This is a genomic window from Rhodoferax sp. XS2R6 (genome assembly GCF_056521365.1).
This window is the reverse complement of sequence record NZ_JBWMAY010000002.1, coordinates 698,685-717,986: the sequence shown is the minus strand read 5'-3', so window position 1 is coordinate 717,986 and position 19,302 is coordinate 698,685. Positions and strand designations below refer to the sequence as shown.

Below are 19,302 nucleotides of genomic sequence, written 5' to 3'. Positions count from 1 at the left end.
CAGAACGCTACAAAATCAGTAGCATTCAGCCGCGAACTCAAGCAGCCAGTTTGGCTTTCACTTGTTCCACGATGCCAGCAAAAGCAGCCATGTCATGGATCGCGATATCGGACAGAACCTTGCGGTCGATCTCGATGTTTGCTTTCTTCAGACCATTGGCAAACTGGCTGTATGTCAGACCGCATTGGCGGGCAGCAGCGTTGATACGCGCGATCCACAACTGACGGAAGACACGTTTCTTGGTACGACGGTCACGGTAGGCATATTGCCCAGCCTTCATTACTGCCTGTTTGGCAACACGGAAGACATTACCGCGGCGACCACGGAAACCTTTTGCAAGGGCCAGAACTTTTTTATGGCGGGCGCGAGCCGTTACACCACGTTTGACGCGAGGCATGAGATTACTCCTTGTTCGTCGTTAATTAAATACCACGACCGGGCAGCATCTGTGCCATGTGACCCATATTGGTCTCATGAACTCCAGTGGAGCCGCGCAAGTGGCGTTTATTTTTGGTGGTCTTCTTGGTCAAGATGTGACGTTTGAAGGCTTGACCGCGCTTAACGGTGCCACCTGGACGGACGCGGAAGCGTTTCTTCGCCGCGCTCTTGGTCTTCATTTTGGGCATGTAAATGCTCCTTTTCGTTTGTGCTCGTGAGGCGTCCGGAAAACTACTTCCAGCCTTGTTGGCCCCGAGCCACTTTTAAAGTGGAGCGCTTGACCGCTCCACTGGTGTGGCGAATCCAAAGATTCGCCGTTCACCCCAGCAGGTGACCAGACCTGCCGAGAGAATTTAGGCCGCAGGTTCCGCTGCGGGCTTGGGTGCGCCACCACCGGGCTTTTTACGGCCGGGGGCGATCATCATGATCATCTGGCGACCTTCCAGCTTCGGGAATTGCTCCACGAGGATGGTGTCGCCCAGTTCGTCTCGCATGCGCTGCAACATCGCCAAACCAATTTCCTGGTGGGTGATTTCGCGACCCCGAAAACGCAAAGTGATCTTGCACTTGTCGCCATCGGCCAAGAAGCGCCGGATGTTGCGCATCTTGATGTTGTAGTCGCCGTCATCGGTACCCGGGCGGAACTTGATTTCCTTGATCTCAATGACCGTCTGCTTGGCTTTCGCTTCCGCTGCCTTTTTCTGTTCCTGGTACTTGAACTTGCCGTAGTCCATCAACCGGCACACAGGCGGGTTGGCAGTAGCGGCAATTTCAACCAGATCAACATCCAGCTCGCCTGCCATACGCAGGGCTTCCATCAGGCTAACGACACCAAGCGGTTCATTTTCAGGGCCAGAGAGGCGAACCTCTGGGGCCATGATTTCCCGGTTTAGACGGTGTTTGCGCTCTTCACGCTGACGGCGGTCACGAAATTCAGTAGCGATGGCTCAATCCTTCACAATTTTTGCTACACAAATAGTAGCGATTGCCGCACAGTACACGCCGTCAAACCGGGTTTTCTTGGGTACAACCTCAAGCCGCTGATTTGTTGGCAATGTCACTCGTGATTCTTTGAACAAAGGCATCAAGGGACATTGCACCGAGGTCTTGACCACCCCGGGCGCGCACTGCAACAGCGCCTGCTGCCATCTCTTTGTCGCCAATGACGATCAGATAAGGCAGCTTTTGCATCGAATGCTCCCGTATTTTATAGGTTATTTTCTCATTGCGCAGGTCTAAATTGACCCTAAGCCCTTGATTTTGCAGCGTTTTAGCCACGGAACGGCAGTAATCGGCCTGTGCATCGGTGATATTGAGCACCGCCACTTGCACCGGAGCCAGCCAGGCCGGCAAGGCGCCAGCACTCTCTTCGATCAGAATGCCGATGAAACGCTCCAGGCTGCCGACGATGGCGCGGTGCAGCATGATAGGGCGGTGGCGCGCACCATCTTCACCCACAAATTCAGCGTCCAGACGCTCGGGCAAGTTGGGGTCGACCTGAATGGTGCCGCACTGCCAAGGGCGACCCAGCGCGTCCTTCAACGTGTATTCAATCTTGGGACCATAGAAAGCGCCCTCGCCCGGCAGGTATTCGAAGTCGCAGCCAGATGCACGCAAGCCCTCGGCCAAGGCATGCTCCGCACGATCCCAGCTCTCTTCAGTGCCAATGCGTTTTTCGGGGCGTGTGGAGAGCTTGTAGATGATGTTGGTGAAACCAAAGTCCTTGTAGACCTTTTGCAGCAGGGTCGTGAACGCCACCACCTCCGCCTGAATCTGGTCTTCGGTGCAGAAGATGTGGCCGTCGTCCTGCGTGAACGCGCGCACGCGCATGATGCCGTGCAGGCCACCCGAGGGCTCATTGCGGTGGCAGGCGCCAAACTCGCCGAAGCGCAGCGGCAGGTCGCGATAACTCTTGATACCGTGTTTGTAGATCAGGATGTGGCCCGGGCAGTTCATGGGCTTGAGGGCGTATTCGCGTTTTTCACTCTCGGTAGTGAACATGTTTTCGCGGTATTTATCCCAGTGGCCGGTCTTTTCCCACAGGCTCTTGTCGATGATCTGCGGGCCTTTGACTTCAAGGTAGCCGTTGTCTTGGTAGACCTTGCGCATGTACTGCTCCACGCCCTGCCAGAGCGTCCAGCCCTTGGGGTGCCAGAACACGGTGCCCGGAGAGTGCTCGTCAATGTGGAACAGGTCCAGCTCGCGGCCCAGCTTGCGGTGGTCGCGCTTTTCGGCTTCTTCGAGCATCGTCAAATGCTGCTGCAGCTCATCTTTGGTGGCCCAGGCCGTGCCGTAGATGCGTTGCAGCATCTCGTTTTTATGGTCACCGCGCCAGTAAGCACCAGCCACCTTCATGAGCTTGAAATGTTTGAGCTTGCCGGTGCTGGGCACGTGCGGGCCACGGCACAGGTCCTCAAACTTGCCTTCGCGGTACAGCGAGACATCTTCATTGGCAGGAATACTGGCGATGATTTCTGCCTTGTAATGCTCGCCCAGGCTCTTGAAATAGGCCACCGCTTCATCACGCGGCAGTACACGACGCACCACGGGCTCATCCAACGCGGCCAATTGCGCCATCTTCTTCTCGATGGCGACCAAATCTTCCGGCGTGAATGGGCGCTTGTACGAAAAGTCGTAGAAGAAGCCATGTTCAATCACAGGACCGATGGTGACCTGAGCCTCAGGAAACAGCTCCTTGACGGCATAGGCGAGCAAGTGGGCCGTGGAGTGGCGAATGACTTCCAGACCGTCTGCGTCTTTGGCTGTGATGATGGACAGCGCGCTGTTGGCTGTCATCTGGAAGCTGGTGTCCACCACTTTCGCAGCATCAGCAGGCTCGCCTGCGGCTCGGACTTTGCCGGCCAATGCGGCTTTGGCCAGGCCAGCGCCAATGGAGGCGGCGACCTCGGCCACGGTGACCGGGCCGGAGAATTCACGTTGGGAACCGTCGGGGAGCGTAATTTGAATCATGGTGTGCCTAACAAAGCGTCGAGAGCAAAAAGAAAAAGCGCGGAAGGGTCCGCGCTTTACTATGAATTTGGTAGCTGCTTGCGCACAAGGCGCGCGGACTACGGCCTTATTCGCTGATGAATGTCGCCGGTGTAGTTCGCGGTGTCATAACCAAACTGCCTTTCTCGCTCTTATACAAAGTTGATCTGAGGATTTTAACCCCAGTCAAGCGCCCCAGTAAAAAGGGCCGAACTCCCCTCACGAAAGTCCGGCCCAGTGCTGCAAGCAGGCAGCTTAGTGGAACTGCTCTTCTTCGGTAGAACCGGTCAGCGCCTTCACGGAGGAAGAACCGCCCTGGATCACGGTGGTCACGTCGTCGAAGTAACCAGCGCCGACTTCCTGTTGGTGCGACACGAAGGTGTAACCCTTGTCACGGGCTGCGAACTCAGGCTCTTGCACCATGTTCACGTAGTGCTTCATGCCTTCGCCGTTGGCGTAAGCGTGGGCGAACTGGAAGGTGTTGAACCAGTTGATGTGGATACCGGCCAGTGTGATGAACTGGTACTTGTAGCCCAGCGCGGACAGGTCTTCCTGGAAGGAAGCGATCTGTGTGTCGTTGAGGTTCTTTTTCCAGTTGAAGGAAGGCGAGCAGTTGTACGACAGCAGCTTGCCGGGGCAGGCAGCATGCACAGCTTGCGCGAATTCACGGGCGAAGCCAATGTCTGGCACGCCGGTTTCGCACCACACCAGGTCGGCGTAAGGAGCGTAGGCCACGCCACGGCTGATGGCTTGTTCCAGACCGTTCTTGACGCGGTAGAAACCTTCTTGTGTGCGCTCGCCGGTCAGGAAAGGCTTGTCGTTGGCATCGTGGTCAGACGTGATCAGGTTGGCTGCTTCCGCATCGGTACGGGCCAGCACGATGGTGGACACACCCATCACGTCGGCCGCAAAACGTGCGGAGATCAGCTTTTCACAGGCTTCCTGCGTAGGAACCAACACCTTGCCACCCATGTGGCCGCACTTCTTCACGGCAGCCAGTTGGTCTTCAAAGTGCACGCCAGCAGCGCCCGACTGGATCATGTTCTTCATCAGCTCGAACGCGTTCAGCACGCCGCCGAAACCGGCTTCTGCATCGGCCACGATGGGCAGGAAGTAGTCGATGAATTCCTTGTCGCCGGGGTTGATGCCACGGCCCCACTGGATTTCGTCAGCGCGTTTGAAGGTGTTGTTGATGCGGCGCACCATGGTGGGCACCGAATCGTAGGCGTACAGCGACTGGTCGGGGTACATGGTTTCGGAGGTGTTGCCGTCAGCGGCCACTTGCCAGCCCGACAGGTACACGGCCTCCAAGCCAGCCTTGGCCTGTTGCATGGCCTGGCCGGCGGAGATGGCGCCGAAGGCGTTGACGTAGCCCTTCTTGGCGCCGCCGTTGATCTTTTCCCACAGCTTCTCGGCACCGCGCTTGGCCAAGGTGTGCTCGATGGACAACGAACCGCGCAGGCGCACCACGTCAGCAGCGGAGTAGCCGCGCTTCACGCCCTTCCAGCGGGGGTTGGTCGCCCAGTCTTTTTCCAGGGCGGCGATTTGTTGTTCGCGGCTCAGTTGCGAGTTGAGGTTTTGCGTCATGAGAGCACTCCTAGGGTTGGTTAAACGTTGCGGCCCGGTTTTGTCATGCAATTCTGGTGCCGATGGATGAATTCTATGTCTTATATAAGACATATTTTTAATCTTATGTCTTATATAAGACATAAATTTATTCATTACAAATCAACAACTTAGATGCGACATTTCTCAATACAAAATCATAGACATGTATGTGAAATACAGACCATGGAAAATCCCCTCCTCTGTTTCACAATAAGAAAAGGGCTGACGCATATCGAAATGCGACAGCCCTGGTGTGCACCAAGCCGGGACGTCTTAGAAGGTTTGCGCGTAACGCGCCATCTCCCAAGGGCTGATGTGCTGGCTGAACGCAGCCCATTCGGCCCGCTTGAGGTGCAGGAATTGCGCACAAAAGGCCTCCCCCACCCCTTGGCGTAGCACCAGGTCCTGCTCCAGTGCCTGCAGCGCCGCGTGCAGATCGGCAGGCAAGCTTGCTGGCAACGCGGCACCCGCCTGGGCGCGCTGGTACAAATCGTCCGCCACCGGTGCGGGTGGCTGCAATGCACGGTCTATGCCCTGCAGACCGGCAACCAAGGTGGCGGCCATCGCAGCGTAGACATTGCAGGACGGATCGGGCAGGCGCCACTCCAGGCGGCCGTCCACCACACGCACCAGGCAGGTCCGGTTGTTGGCGCCATAGGCCTTCCACACAGGCGACCAGGTGGTACCCGAAGCACTGTTGCTGGAGGCCAGGCGTTTGTAGCTGTTGACCGTGGGCGCACACAGCGCGGCCAGTGCATCGGCATGGTGCAGCAGGCCAGCAGCAAACTGGTGGCCCGCGGTGCTAAGCCCCAGGGCGCCCTGCGTATCGGCAAACACCGCGCGCCCCTGTGCATCGGTGATACTGATGTGAAAGTGCAGCCCGCTGCCGGGCGCATGCGCCAAGGGTTTGGGCATGGCGCTAAAGACCATGCCATGGCGCTCGGCCACGGCGTGGGCAGCCAGTTTGAACAACATGTAACGGTCGGCCGCCGCCAACGCGTGGTCAAAACGGTAGTTAATTTCGTACTGGCCGCAGGCGTCTTCGTGGTCGATCTGCTGCAGCTCAAAACCCAGCTGCACCAGCGTGCTACGCATGTCCTCCAGGTAGGCCGCGTTGCGGTGGATGGACTTGAGGTCGTACGAAGGTTTGTCCAGTTGGTCCTGTGCATCGGCCACCTGCCAGACGCCGTTCACCTGGCGCAGCAAAAAGAACTCAGGCTCGATGCCCACCCACATGCGCCAGCCGCGCGCCTCCAGTTGGGCCACGGCCGCTTTCAGCACTTGGCGTGAGCAGGTGTCCAGCGCCTCACCGCCGGCAAAACCGTCACACACGGCACGCGCCACGCCCGGCATAAAAGGCAGCGCCTGCAGGGACTCGGGCAACACCCGCCCGTAGTACTCGCTGCGCGGCCCCATGCGCGGCAAGCCTGTACCCCAGATACTGGGGCCGGCAAAACCTGCCCCCACCTCCACCCACTCCTGCAGTTTCTCCAGCGGCACCAGCTTGCCTTTGGCCACACCATGGAGATCACAAAACTGGGTAAGCACAGAGTGCACGCCCTGGGCTTGCAGGGTACGGATGGTATCGGCGTAGTTATGCATAAAGTTGGCCTCTAGCCCTTATGGAATATGCGCAAGCAGCTATCAAAAAAGGAGTGAACGAAGTCCCCAAGCCATCACTGTGGCCCGGGTGACGGGGCTCATACCGGGCTGTCGATGCGAATCCAGGTGGTCTTGGTTTCGGTGTATTTGTCGAAGGCGTGCAGGGACTTGTCGCGCCCTACCCCACTTTGTTTGTAGCCGCCAAATGGCACGGTGATGTCGTCCTCGTCATACTGGTTCACGTGCACCGTGCCCGCACGCAGTGCACGCGCCACGCCATGGGCCTTGTTCAGGTCACTGGTCCACACGCCGGCCTGCAGGCCGTAGACGCTGGCGTTGGCCATGCGCACCACCTCGGCCGTGTCGCTGAACGACAGCACCGACAGCACCGGGCCAAAGATTTCTTCACGCGCAATCGTCATGTCGCCACGCACACCGTCAAACACCGTGGGCTGCACATAACAACCGCCCGTGGACTGCAACACCTGCTCGCCACCGGCCAGCAACTTGGCGCCTTCGGCCTTGCCGCTTTCGATGTAGCGCAGCACGGTGTTCATCTGCAGCGTGTCCACCAGTGCGCCCATCACCGTGTCGGGCAAGGTGGGGTTGGCCGGTGCGTAGGCTGGCACCAGCGCCAGGGCCTTTTCCAGGAATTTCTCTTTGATGCTGTCCTGCACATACAGGCGCGAGGGCGCGTTACAGCTCTCCCCCTGGTTGAAGAAGATGCTGCCTACCGCAGCCTCCACCGCGCGGTCGATGTTGGGGCAATCGGCAAACACGATGTTGGGCGACTTACCGCCCAGCTCGGTCCAGGCGCGCTTGAGGTTGCTTTGCCCGGCCATCACGTGGATTTGTTTGCCCACGCGGGTGGAACCGGTGAAGGCGATGCAGTCCACATCCATGTGCAGCGCCAGCGGCGAGCCGGCCTCGGGGCCAAAACCCGGCACCACGTTGAACACACCATCGGGAATACCAGCCTCCAGCGCCAGGTCCGCCAGGCGCAGCGCCGTGAGGGGCGATTTTTCACTGGGCTTGAGCACCACGCTGTTGCCCACGGCCAGCGCCGGCGCAATCTTCCAGGCGGCCATGATCATCGGGTAGTTCCAGGGCACCACCACGCCCACTACACCCACGGGTTCGCGTGTGATGAGGGCCAGCGCCGTGTCGGCCGTGGGGGCGATTTCGTCGTACACCTTGTCCACCGCCTCGCCGTACCAGCGGATGCAGTTGGAGGCACTGTTCACGTCCACGGCGCGCGCGTACTTCACAGGCTTGCCCATGTCCATCGTTTCGGTCAGGGCCAGGGCATCGGCGTTTTCCAGCAGCAGATCGGCAAAGCGGACCATGACGCGTTTGCGCTGCGCAGGTGGCAGGCCGCGCCAACGTTTGTCGTCAAAAGCGGCACGCGCTACGCCCACCGCACGGTCAATGTCGGCCGCGCCGCACTGCGCCACCTCGGTCAACACCCGCCCGTCCACGGGCGAGATGCACTGAAAAGTGGCACCACTCAGGGCGGCCACACGCTGGCCGCCAATTACGGCGCGCCCATCAAACTGCAATTGGCTCATGTCGTCCTCGTTTTTGTAAGCCGCCCGCGACGGGACGGCGGTTTTTCAGCGCGGGGCGCTTTCGGCCCGGGTAGCTGCGGCGATCTCGCGCTCCCGCTTGCGCGTCTGCCGCGCGACCCACACGCTGTAACTGATGATGACAATCGTCACCGTAAAGATCAGCAGCGTGGCGGCCGCGTAAATGGTGGGGTTGATGCCGCGGCGCGCGTAACTGAAGATGACCTGGGGCAAGGTGCTCACACCAGGGCCAGACAGGAATTCCGAAATCACCACATCGTCAAACGACAGCGTGAACGACAGCAAAAACGCCGCCAGAATGCCCTGCGCAATATTGGGCAAGGTCACGAGGAAAAACACCTCGTAGGGCTTGGCCCCGAGGTCCATGGCGGCTTCTTCGAGCGAGCGGTTCACCTCCAGCAGGCGCGATTGCACCACCACCATGCCATACGCCATGCCCAACAGCGTGTGGCCCAGGATGATGGTCAACATGCCGCGCTCGGGCCAACCCATGAGGTTTTGCGCCCCCACCATCAGCAACAACAGGGACAGGCCAATCACCACCTCGGGCATCACCAGCGGCGCATTCACCATGCCCGAGAACACCGTCCGTCCCAGAAAACGGCGGTAGCGCACCAGCACAAAGGCCGCAAAGGTGCCCAGCACGGCCGACAACACCCCGGTCACCGTGGCCACCTGGATGGAGAGCCAGAAGCCTTCCACGATCTTGGTGTCGCGTGTCAGTGCCTCGTACCAGCGCAGCGAGAAACCTGTGAAGTTCGCGTCCTGGCGGGTGCTGTTGAACGAGAACACCACCATGAAGATCAGCGGCATGTACAGGAACAGATAGACCAGGGCCATCCAGCCCTTACCAAAGTGTTTTTCAATCCACGGTTTCATGGCCTGCCCTTCATGCCTTGCCGGACGTGTCGCTGTCGCCGGTGTAGTGGTAATAAATGGCCAGCGGCACAATGATGAGCGCAATCATCACCACCGCCAGCGCCGTGGCACGGGGCCAGTTGTTGCTGGTGAACATTTCGTCCCAGACCACGCGGCCAATCATGATGTTCTCGGGCCCGCCCAGCAGCGAGGGAATTACAAATTCACCCACCGCGGGAATGAACACCAGCATGAAACCCGCCACAATGCCGGCCCTGGACAGCGGCACCGTCACCAGCCAGAAGGCCTTAAATGGGGTGGTGCCCAGGTCGTAGGCGGCCTCCAGCAGGCGAAAGTCCATCTTCACCAGGTTGGCGTACAGCGGCAGCACCATGAAGGGCAGGTACACATAGGTCATGCCCACCAACATGGACACATTGGTGTAGAGCATCTGGATCGGCTCGCTGGTCAGCCCCAGTGCCATCAGCACCTGGTTGACCACACCCTGGTCCGCCAAAATGCCCTTCCAGGCATAGACGCGCAGCAAAAACGAGGTCCAGAACGGCAACATCACCATCATCAAGAGCGCCGGGCGCGCACTGGGGGCCGAGCGGGCGATGAAATAGGCAAACGGGTAACCAATCGCCAGACACAACACCGCAGTGCAGAGTGCATACCAGATGGAACGCAAATAGGCTTCGATGTAGATGGTCTGGAACAGGGCCCCGTCTTCGCTGTTGCGGAAGATGGACCAGTAGTTTTCGTACTTAAGCTTCAAGAGCCCGGTGGTGCTGTCCCAGATCGGCTTGAAGGGATGGATGTCACTGCCCATGTCCACAAAGCTGATGTAGAGCAGGATCAGGAACGGCAGCAGAAAAAACACCACCAACCAGGCGTAGGGCACGCCAATGACCAGACGGCGGCCTGGCATGGGAAGAGAGAGTTGTGCCATGGTGTGCCTCAATCGCGCAACACGATGGCAGAGCGGTCACCCCACCAGAAGTACACATCGTCTTCCCAGGTGATGTCGCTGAGCTCCTGGCGCGAGGTGTTGGCCTCGGTGATCTTCACCTTGGTGCCGTCGGTGGCCACCACAATATAGGTGTTGTAGGAGCCAAAGTAGGCAATCTCCTTGACCTTGCCGGTGAACAGGTTCACCCCCACATCGGGCCGCACCTTGCTGATTTCGATCTTCTCGGGTCGCACGGCAATGCCCACCGGCATGTTCAGCGTGCCACTGACGCCATGGCCCACCTGGATTTCACCAATACCGGTCACGGCGGCGCAGCGGTCGTGTTCATCAATACTGAGGCGGCCTTCAAAAATATTCACGTTGCCAATGAAGTCGGCCACAAAACGGTTGGCCGGGTGTTCGTACACCTCTTCGGGCGAACCCACTTGCTGCACACGGCCCTTGCTCATCACAGCAATGCGGTTAGCCATGGTCATGGCCTCTTCCTGGTCGTGCGTCACCATCACGCAGGTCACGCCTACTTTCTCGATGATGTTGACCAGCTCGAACTGCGTCTGCTCACGCAGTTTTTTGTCCAGCGCGCCCAGTGGCTCGTCCAGCAGCAAAAGCTTGGGCCGCTTGGCCAGGCTGCGGGCCAGCGCCACGCGCTGCTGTTGCCCGCCCGAGAGCTGGTGCGGCTTGCGCTTGGCGTAAGTACCGAGTTGCACCAGGTCCAGCATTTCGCCCACACGCTGCTTGATTTCATCTTTGGGCAGGCCTTCGCGTTTCAGGCCAAAGGCCACGTTCTCCCAAATGTCCAGGTGGGGAAACAGTGCGTAGCTCTGGAACATCATGTTGATGGGGCGGTCATACGGCGCCAACTTGGCCACGTCCTGCCCACCCAGCAAAATCCGGCCGGAGGTGGGCGATTCAAACCCCGCCAGCATGCGCAGAAGCGTGGACTTGCCACACCCCGAGCTGCCCAACAGCGCAAAAATCTCGCCCTGCGCGATGGACAGAGACACCTCGTCCACAGCGGTGGCTTCGTCAAAGCGTTTCACCAGCTTCTCTGTCACCAGGTAGCCTGGTTTTCCGGATTGCACTGTCATCTCAGGGCCTTTGCATCTGTCGCACACAATAAAAAGGGCTGTTTATACCTGCGTACAAACAGCCCCGGCTGGCATTACGCCAAGTTTTTACTTACCTTTTTTGAAGGCGTTATAGGCGGTTGCCAACGCTTCACGCGCTTCGTTGCTGAAGCTGCTGGGGGGAATCATCTTGGCGAAGTAATCGGACTCCACAAAAATGGTCTTGTTACCGGCGATTTCGGGCTTGATCTTGTCGATGGCCGCCTTATTGCCCGTGGGGTAGCTCATTTCATTGGACATCAAAGCTGCGTTTTCGGCACGCAGGTAGAAATCAATGAACGCAGCGGCGTTGTTGGGGTGCTTGGCATCTTTGGTGATGGCCATGGTGTCAAAGAAGATCAGCGCACCGGTGCTGGGCAGCAGCGATTCAATTTCGTCCTTGGAGCCATTTTCCTTGGCGCGGCCCGCAGCGATGTTGATGTCGCCAGACCAGCCTACGGCCACGCAGGCTTTGCCGCCAGCGATGTCGTCGATCATGGTGGAGCTGAACAGGCGCACGTCCTTGCGCACCTTGGCCAGCATGGCGGATGCCAACTTGTAGTCTTCAGGGTTGTTGGAATACGCGTCCTTGCCCACATAGTGCAGCGCCACGGGCATGATTTCGGTGGGCGAATCCAGGTAGGCAATGCCGCACGACTTGAGCTTGGAACTGTACTTGGGGTCAAACACCAGGTCCCAAGCGTTTTCAGGCATGGGCAGACTGCCCAGGGCCTTGGTCACTTTGGTCTTGTTGATGCCCACGGTGGTGAAACCCCAAGCCCATGGCACCAGGTGTTTGTTGTCGGGGTCGGCTTTGGTCAGGGTCGCCATGATGGCGGGGTCCAGGTTGGCCAGGTTTTTGATCTTGGCCTTGTCCAGCGGCTGCAACAGGCCGCCTTCGATCTGGCCCTTGGCAAACACGGTGCCGGGCACCACGATGTCATAGCCGGTATTGCCTGCCACCAGCTTGGCTTGCAGGGCTTCGTTGGTTTCAAAGGTGTCGTAGTTCACCTTGATACCGGATTCTTTTTCAAACGCGGCAATCATGCCCTCTGGAACATAGTCGGGCCAGTTGTAGATGTTGAGCACCTTTTCTTCGGTGTTCACTGGCGCGGCAGGTGCGCTGGCCACCGGGACTGCAGCAGGCGCCGCAGCGGGGGCTTCTTCTTTTTTACCGCAAGCAGCCAAGGCTATTGCTGTCAGTGCAAAAGACCAGAGGTATTTTTTCATGGCGAATGTGTCTCCACTAAAAGAGAGTTGGGTTACGGACAATCAAAACGGCTTGGTGTGAATAAGCAAATTTCAGACCAAAAAAGATTATAGAAGTGCAAATCAGTCGCTTTACACCAATCCGCGCGCTTTGAGGTCACGTTGTGTCAAATCCAACGCCAGGTGGATCAAGCGCATCATTTCGTCGATGTCGCTGCGGGTCATCACCAAGGGCGGCGCAATGATCATGCGGTCACCCACGGCGCGCATGATCAGCCCGTTGCCAAAGCAGTGGCCACGGCACAACATGCCCACTCCGTCGTCGTCCTTGAAGCGTTCCTTGGTCTTCTTGTTCTTGACCAGCACCAGGCCACCGACAAAACCACAGGTTTCAGCCAGACCGACCATCGGATGGTCATTGAGCTCGGCATAACGCTGGGCAAAGTAGGCCCCGATCTCGCCATGCACCTTTTGGGGGAGCTGCTCCTGCTCCATGATGTTGATGTTGGCCAGGGCCACGGCGCAGGCCACAGGGTGCCCGCTGTAGGTGTAGCCGTGGTTGAACTCGCCACCCTGCTCGATCAGCACTTTCGCCACGCGGTTGCCCACCATCACGCCACCCAGCGGGATGTAGCCGCTGGTCACCGCCTTGGCAAAGGTCACCAGATCGGGTTTGTAGCCAAACTTCTCGTAACCAAACCAGTGCCCCAGGCGGCCAAAGGCACAAATCACCTCGTCGCTGATCAGCAAGATGCCGTACTTGTCGACGATGCGCTGGATCTCGGGCCAGTAGGTAGCGGGCGGAATGATGACCCCACCCGCACCCTGCACCGGCTCGGCAATGAAGGCCGCCACCTTGTCCGGACCCACGGCCAGGATTTTTTCTTCCAGCCAGCCCGCCGCGCGCACGCCAAATTCGTCGGCCGTTTCACCGGGCTTGCCGTTCTCAAAGTAGTAGGGCTGTTCGATGTGCGTGATGTTGGGAATCGGCAAGTCGCCCTGCGCATGCATACCGCTCATGCCGCCCAGCGAGGCGCCGGCCATGGTGCTGCCGTGGTAGGCGTTGTGGCGGCTGATGATGACCTTGCGCTGCGGCTGGCCCAGCAGGTCCCAGTAGCGGCGCACCATGCGCACATTGGAGTCATTGCTCTCGCTGCCGCTGCTGGAATAGAACACGTGCTGGAAGCTCCGGTCGCCCACCGTGGGCGCCAGGCTGGCCAGCTTGGCCGCCAGTTGCACCGCGGGCACATTGGTGGTCTGGAAAAAGCTGTTGTAGTAAGGCAGTGCCATCATCTGCTGGTGCGCCGCATCGGCCAGCGCCTTGCGGCCATAGCCCACGTTCACACACCACAGGCCACTCATGGCGTCCAGAATTTTTTTGCCCTCGGAGTCCCAGACGTAAATGCCCTCGGCCCGCGTGATGACGCGTGCGCCGCGGCTGGACAAGTCCTTGAAGTCGGTAAAGGGGTGCAGAAAGTGGGCGCTGTCCAGGGACTGGATCAAGGCGGTGTCGACGACAGTGTTCATGGGCTTTGGGTTCAAAGGTTGAATGGCTTACACGTGCAGCAACAGGTGCTCACGCTCCCAGGGAGAAATCACTTTCATGAACTCGTCGAATTCGAGTTCCTTGATCTCGGAATACACGGTGATGAACTCCTTGCCCAGCACCTCGTGCAGGTCAGACTCCTTGCGCAACCAGTCCAGCGCTTCGCCCAGACTGCGCGGCAAGGCGTAGGGTGACAGGTAGGCATCACCCCGCATTTCGGGCTTGGGTTTGATCTTGTTCTTCAGCCCCAGGTAGCCACAGGCCAACGTCATGGCCATGGCCACGTAAGGGTTCGCGTCGGCACCAATCACACGGTTTTCCACGCGGCGTGCGGCCGGTGACGAAATGGGCGAGCGAATACCCACCGTGCGGTTGTCATAACCCCATTCAATGTTGATGGGCGCCGCCGTGTTGCGCGAGAGGCGACGGTAGCTGTTCACATAGGGTGCCACCAGCACCATGGCTGCCGGAATGTAGCGCTGCAGGCCCCCGATGTAGTGCATAAAGGCCTCGGACGGCGTACCGTCTTCGTTGCTGAAGACGTTTTTGCCACTGGCCACGTCAATCAGGCTCTGGTGCACATGCATGGCACTGCCCGGCTCACCGGCAATCGGCTTGGCCATGAAGGTGGCGTACATGTCGTGACGCAAAGCGGCCTCGCGCACCGTGCGCTTGAAGAAAAATACCTCGTCGGCCAACCCCAGGGGTTTGTTGTGGAAGAAGTTGATCTCCATCTGCCCCGCACCCACCTCGTGGATCAACGTGTCCACGTTGAGCTCCATCTTGTCGGAGTAGTCATAAATCTCTTCAAACAGCGGGTCGAACTCGTTCACCGCATCGATGCTGTAGGCCTGGCGCGAAGTCTCGGCCCGGCCACTGCGGCCAATCGGGGGGCGCAACAGGGTGTTGGGGTCGGTATTGCGGGCGGTGAGGTAAAACTCCAGCTCGGGCGCCACGATGGGCTGCAGGCCTTCGGCCGCAAACAGGTCACACACCCGGCGCAACACGCTGCGCGGTGCAAAAGGCACCAGCTTGCCTTCGTGGTCAAAACAGTCGTGAATCACCTGTGCGGTGGGGTCGGTGGCCCAGGGAACAATGCGCACCGAAGACGGATCGGGGCGCAGCTGCATGTCCTTGTCGGTGGGGTCCACCACATCGTAGTAGGGGCCACTCTCAGGGAACTCACCCGTCACACCCATGGCCACAATGGCCTGGGGCAGGCGCATGCCGCGGTCTTCGGTGAACTTGCCGCGTGGCAGGATTTTTCCACGCGCCACACCGGTCAAGTCAGGTACCAGGCACTCCACTTCGGTGACCCGGCGCTCGTTCAGCCATTGCTCCAGATCGTTGAAGGTCATCGTCTTGTTTTCGGTCATTCTCCATCTCCTTGCGGCGCACCCCGGGGGTGGTCATTGTTGGGCCTGAGCCACTGTAGCAGTGCGCGCTGTTGAACCATTCTGCGGCAGAATTGGCTGGCAAACAGTGCCATTTGGCAAAACCTGATGGTGCCACTTTAATCCGCCTTCCACGCCACCCCAAGCCCCCCACGCCATGCTGTCCGAACTGCTACTGACCGATATGCACCACAACCCCGGTGCGGCCGCCCTGCCCCTGAACCGACGGTTGTACGAAAGCCTGCGCCGTGCCATCCTGAACGGCCACCTGGCCGGTGGCGACCGGCTGCCTTCCAGCCGCGAATTGACGCAAGACCTGCAGCTCTCACGCAACACCGTGATGGCGGCGCTGAACCAGCTCAGTGCCGAGGGTTACCTGGTCAGCCGAGTCGGGAGTGGCACCTTTGTGAATGAACAGCTGCCCAGCCCGCGCCAGCGTGGCCGCACCGGCAGAACCACCCACGCCGGGGCCAGGCTCTCGCGCCGCGGCACGGCGCTGGCCACGCAGTTCACTTCGGCCGAGCTTGAAATCCAGCCCTTCACCCCGGGGGTGGCGGATTTCAGCGCTTTTCCGGTGGCGCTGTGGCAGCGCCTGCAAAACAAACACTGGCGCATGAGCTACCCCGATATGCTGGACTACTGCTACTCGGGTGGCCACGCCCCCCTGCGCCGGGCCGTGACCGACTACCTGCGCGTGTCGCGCAGCGTGCCGCTGGACATGGACCAGGTCATCATCACCAGCGGCACCCAGCAGTCGCTGGAGCTGTGCGCCCAGATGCTGGCCGACCATGGCGACACGGTGTGGCTGGAAGACCCGGCCTACTGGGGTGCGGTCAAGGCCTTCATGGCCAGCGGCTTGCGCACCCACAGTGTGTTGGTGGACGCGGACGGCATGGCACCCACCGCCGCCGACGAACGCCATGCACCCCGGTTGATCTACACCACACCCTCGCACCAGTACCCCACCGGCGCCGTCATGTCTTTGGCGCGGCGCCAGCAATTGCTGGCGCTGGCCCAGAAGCACCAGGCCTGGGTGCTGGAGGACGACTACGACAGCGAGTTCCGCTTCAGCGGCCCGCCCATGTCGTCACTGGCGGGCTTGTCGCCCGACGAGCGTGTGCTCTACCTGGGCTCGTTTTCCAAGGTGTTGTACCCCGGGCTCAAGCTGGGCTATCTGGTGGTGCCCAAAGCGCTGGCGCCCGCCTTTCGCCAGGCCCACTACGACCTGAACCGCCCCGGGCAAATGCCATTGCAAGCGGCACTGGCGGAGTTCATTGAACTGGGCCACTTTGCCAGTGCGCTGCGCAAGGCGCGCCACAGCTATGCCCAGCGGCGCCAGCAGCTGCTGGACGCCCTGCAACCCTGCCTCGGCCCACACGCCCACATCAGCGGGGCCGAACAAGGGCTGCACCTGTGCCTGCGCCTGCCCAACACGGTGGACGACCAGGCCCTGGCGTTGCGCATTGCCCAGCAGGGCATGACCGTGCGTGCGCTCTCGGCCTACTGCCTGCAGCGCAGCGATGCCAAGGGCCTGGTGATTGGTTATGGCTACGCCACGCTGGAAGACATTGCGCACTGGGGGCCGGTGCTGGCCAGCACAGTCAAGCGCGCGCTGGCGGCTGGCCGCAGCGGCAAGAAAACCTGACCCCTCCAATAACGACGGCTTACAACCGGTCCATCAGCCGGTGGTACAGCATGCCCAGCACTAGGCTGGGGGTGCGTAACAACGTGCCGCCCGGAAACGGCCGGTGCTGCACACGCGCAAACACATCAAAACGTTCTGCTTGTCCGGCAATCGCGTCTGCTGCCAACTGCCCGGCCAGACCGGTGAGTGCGACACCGTGACCGCTGAAACCCTGCAAGTAATACAGGTTGGTACCCAGGCGCCCAAAGTCGGGCGCCCGGTTCATGCTGATGTCCACAAAGCCGCCCCAGACAAATTCCACGGCAACCCCCTTTAGCGCGGGGAAGATGCTCGCCATGCGCTGCGCCATGAGCGCCTGCAAGCCGGGGGGCGTGCGGGTCGAGTAACTCACACGACCGCCAAACAACATACGGTGGTCCGCGCTGCAGCGAAAGTAATCCAGCACAAAGTTGTTGTCGCACACCGCAGCACCCGAGGGAATCAGGGACTGGCACTGTGCTTCGGTCAACGGCTCGGTGCCAATGATATAGGTGCCCACGGGCATGGTGCGCGGTGCAATGTCCGGTGCTACCTGCGGACCATATTCGGGCAAGGTGCAGTTGCCCGCCAGCACGCCAAAACGCGCCGTGACCGAACCTTGAGCGGTGCGTGCCACCAGAGGTTCACCACGCTGCAAACCAATCACTGCGGATTGTTCATACACCTGTACCCCTAATGCCAGCGCCGCACGCAACAGGCCCAAGCCATATTTGAGCGGGTGCAAATGCCCCGACGTGTCTTCCACCGCCGCAGCGCAATACCGCGCGCTGCTGATGTGTTGCTGCACCTCGCTGCCCGTGTACAGCGCCGACTCAAACCCGTAACGGCTGCGCAGCAACGCCACCTCGGCTTCCAGTACACGCGCCTTGCGCGGTGAGTCGGCCACGGTCATATACCCCTTGCGCAGGTCGCAGCTTATGTCGAATTCGCGCACGCGCTGCTCCAGCAAGGCAATCGCGTCCAGCGACATGTCCCACACCTGCCGGGCCGCGGCCAGGCCCAGCTGCGCTTCAAACGGCCCCTGCCCGCTGGCCAGGCCCACGATGAACTGGCCGCCGTTGCGCCCAGAGGCACCGCTGCACACCCGGTCGGCCTCCAGCACCACTACCTGGTAACCACGCTGGGCCAGCGCGATGGCGGATGAGAGTCCGGCAAACCCGCCCCCCACCACCAGCACGTCAGCGCGCACCTCGCTCCGCAACGGCGGCAACGCGGCAGGCCGCTGCACGCTGGCCTCGTAATAACTCTTCTGGTTCAGTTGGGTGTCGGATTGCAGCAGCATGGTGCGCCCTCAGGCTGGGCGCTTGGCCACCTGGGAGGCCAGGTAGGTCCAAACAAACGTGGCTGCAGCATTGCTGGTGAGCTCGGCATGGTCGTAGGCCGGGGCCACCTCCACACAGTCCATGCCGACAAAATTGAGGTCGGCCAGCTCTTCCAGCAAGGTCAGCACCTGTGAGCTGCTCATGCCGCCGGGCTCGGGCGTCCCTGTGCCGGGCGCAAACGCCGGGTCCAGGCAGTCAATATCCAGCGTCAGATAACAGGGCTGCTGGCCAATGCGCGCGCGAATCTGTTGCACCACGTCCTGCAGACCCGCCCCGTCGCGCCCACGCAGCGCACGCGCTGTGAAGATCAGCCCACCCTGGTCCTGCACGTACTCACGTGCCGCACGGGTGCCGCTGGAGCGCAGGCCAATCTGCACCGTTTGCTGAGGCACCACCAGGCCTTCCTGCAGCGCCTCATAGGTCCAGGTGCCGTGGCCAGAGGGTTCGCCAAAATGGTCTTCCCAGGTGTCGCAGTGGGCGTCGAAATGAATGAGCGCGACCGGCCCGTGCTGGGCATGCAGAGCGCGCAGGAGCGGCAGGGTGATGGAGTGATCACCGCCCAAAAAGACGCAGTGGTGGCGCGCCATCAGAGCAGCCGCTTGGGCCTGGATGGCCTCACGTACTTGGGCCAGCGCGCCGGCATTGGGCAGACGCAAATCACCCGCATCGCCCAAGGCCTCCAATGGAGATACCCCAAACACCGGGTGCAAGCCGTCACACAGCATCAGCGAGGCACGGCGAATCTCTTGCGGGCCAAAACGCGCGCCGGGGCGGTTGGTCACCGCACCGTCAAAGGGCACGCCCACCAGCGCAAAACGCTGCGCCTGCAAGGGCGCCGATGCAAGAAACCGGTTGCTGTTGTTAGCGTAGGCAAACTCTCCAATGGCCATGGTTATCCTCGTCGGGTTCAACTCAATGGACTGCACGTTAACGCAAATTGATGTCTGCGATGGAGCCACTTGGCGCGCTGCGCATGGTGTAGGCTTGC

16 protein-coding genes are annotated in these 19,302 nt (G+C 60.2%); 1 reads left to right on the top strand and 15 read right to left on the bottom strand.

The annotated features are described in order from the left end of the window. Positions 1 to 37: 37 nt before the first annotated feature. The 13 genes from rplT to AC097A_RS09820 all read right to left on the bottom strand — a co-directional run bounded on the left by rplT (position 38) and on the right by AC097A_RS09820 (position 15,290). Positions 38 to 397: a 50S ribosomal protein L20 gene (rplT, locus tag AC097A_RS09880; RefSeq protein WP_105260766.1), complete on the bottom strand. Its 360-nt coding sequence runs from the start codon at positions 395 to 397 to the stop codon at positions 38 to 40. A 25-nt stretch (positions 398 to 422) separates the two neighbouring features. Beyond that, on the bottom strand, positions 423 to 626 hold the full coding sequence (gene rpmI / locus AC097A_RS09875; protein ID WP_094481090.1) for a 50S ribosomal protein L35: 204 nt from the start codon (positions 624 to 626) through the stop codon (positions 423 to 425). A 165-nt stretch (positions 627 to 791) separates the two neighbouring features. Beyond that, positions 792 to 1,382: a translation initiation factor IF-3 gene (infC, locus tag AC097A_RS09870; protein ID WP_105260765.1), complete on the bottom strand. Its 591-nt coding sequence runs from the start codon at positions 1,380 to 1,382 to the stop codon at positions 792 to 794. Positions 1,383 to 1,470: 88 nt separating this feature from the next. Beyond that, positions 1,471 to 3,408 carry a threonine--tRNA ligase gene (gene thrS, locus AC097A_RS09865; RefSeq protein ID WP_479620692.1) on the bottom strand — a complete coding sequence of 646 codons (1,938 nt, stop codon included), beginning with the start codon at positions 3,406 to 3,408 and terminating at the stop codon, positions 1,471 to 1,473. Positions 3,409 to 3,681: 273 nt separating this feature from the next. Then, positions 3,682 to 5,013 carry an isocitrate lyase gene (gene aceA / locus AC097A_RS09860; protein WP_479620691.1) on the bottom strand — a complete coding sequence of 444 codons (1,332 nt, stop codon included), beginning with the start codon at positions 5,011 to 5,013 and terminating at the stop codon, positions 3,682 to 3,684. 294 nt (positions 5,014 to 5,307) lie between these two features. Continuing rightward, entirely contained in the window at positions 5,308 to 6,636 is a 1,329-nt protein-coding gene (gene glnT / locus AC097A_RS09855; RefSeq protein WP_479620690.1) for a type III glutamate--ammonia ligase, read from the bottom strand. Positions 6,637 to 6,734: 98 nt separating this feature from the next. Next, positions 6,735 to 8,204 carry an aldehyde dehydrogenase gene (locus AC097A_RS09850; protein WP_479620689.1) on the bottom strand — a complete coding sequence of 490 codons (1,470 nt, stop codon included), beginning with the start codon at positions 8,202 to 8,204 and terminating at the stop codon, positions 6,735 to 6,737. Between the two features lie 45 nt (positions 8,205 to 8,249). Beyond that, a complete protein-coding gene (locus AC097A_RS09845) occupies positions 8,250 to 9,101 on the bottom strand; it encodes an ABC transporter permease (RefSeq protein WP_105260760.1) in 852 nt (283 codons plus the stop codon). Positions 9,102 to 9,111: 10 nt separating this feature from the next. Next, complete coding sequence (locus tag AC097A_RS09840) at positions 9,112 to 10,032, bottom strand: ABC transporter permease (protein ID WP_479620688.1); 921 nt, start codon at positions 10,030 to 10,032, stop codon at positions 9,112 to 9,114. A gap of 8 nt (positions 10,033 to 10,040) precedes the next feature. Continuing rightward, positions 10,041 to 11,141 carry an ABC transporter ATP-binding protein gene (locus tag AC097A_RS09835; protein WP_315493348.1) on the bottom strand — a complete coding sequence of 367 codons (1,101 nt, stop codon included), beginning with the start codon at positions 11,139 to 11,141 and terminating at the stop codon, positions 10,041 to 10,043. A gap of 87 nt (positions 11,142 to 11,228) precedes the next feature. Further along, on the bottom strand, positions 11,229 to 12,389 hold the full coding sequence (locus AC097A_RS09830; RefSeq protein WP_479620687.1) for an extracellular solute-binding protein: 1,161 nt from the start codon (positions 12,387 to 12,389) through the stop codon (positions 11,229 to 11,231). A 111-nt stretch (positions 12,390 to 12,500) separates the two neighbouring features. After that, positions 12,501 to 13,895: an aspartate aminotransferase family protein gene (locus AC097A_RS09825; protein WP_479620686.1), complete on the bottom strand. Its 1,395-nt coding sequence runs from the start codon at positions 13,893 to 13,895 to the stop codon at positions 12,501 to 12,503. A gap of 27 nt (positions 13,896 to 13,922) precedes the next feature. Continuing rightward, positions 13,923 to 15,290 carry a glutamine synthetase family protein gene (locus tag AC097A_RS09820; RefSeq protein WP_315493345.1) on the bottom strand — a complete coding sequence of 456 codons (1,368 nt, stop codon included), beginning with the start codon at positions 15,288 to 15,290 and terminating at the stop codon, positions 13,923 to 13,925. Positions 15,291 to 15,465: 175 nt separating this feature from the next. Here AC097A_RS09820 and pdxR point away from each other — a divergent pair, with 175 nt between their 5' ends. Beyond that, positions 15,466 to 16,953 carry a MocR-like pyridoxine biosynthesis transcription factor PdxR gene (gene pdxR / locus AC097A_RS09815; RefSeq protein WP_479620685.1) on the top strand — a complete coding sequence of 496 codons (1,488 nt, stop codon included), beginning with the start codon at positions 15,466 to 15,468 and terminating at the stop codon, positions 16,951 to 16,953. 19 nt (positions 16,954 to 16,972) lie between these two features. On the opposite strand, the gene AC097A_RS09810 is transcribed toward pdxR, so the two are convergent. Continuing rightward, a complete protein-coding gene (locus AC097A_RS09810; protein ID WP_479620684.1) occupies positions 16,973 to 18,274 on the bottom strand; it encodes an NAD(P)/FAD-dependent oxidoreductase in 1,302 nt (433 codons plus the stop codon). Between the two features lie 9 nt (positions 18,275 to 18,283). Then, positions 18,284 to 19,204, bottom strand: coding sequence for an agmatinase (speB, locus tag AC097A_RS09805; RefSeq protein ID WP_479620683.1), 921 nt, complete (start codon positions 19,202 to 19,204; stop codon positions 18,284 to 18,286). Positions 19,205 to 19,302 lie beyond the last annotated feature (98 nt).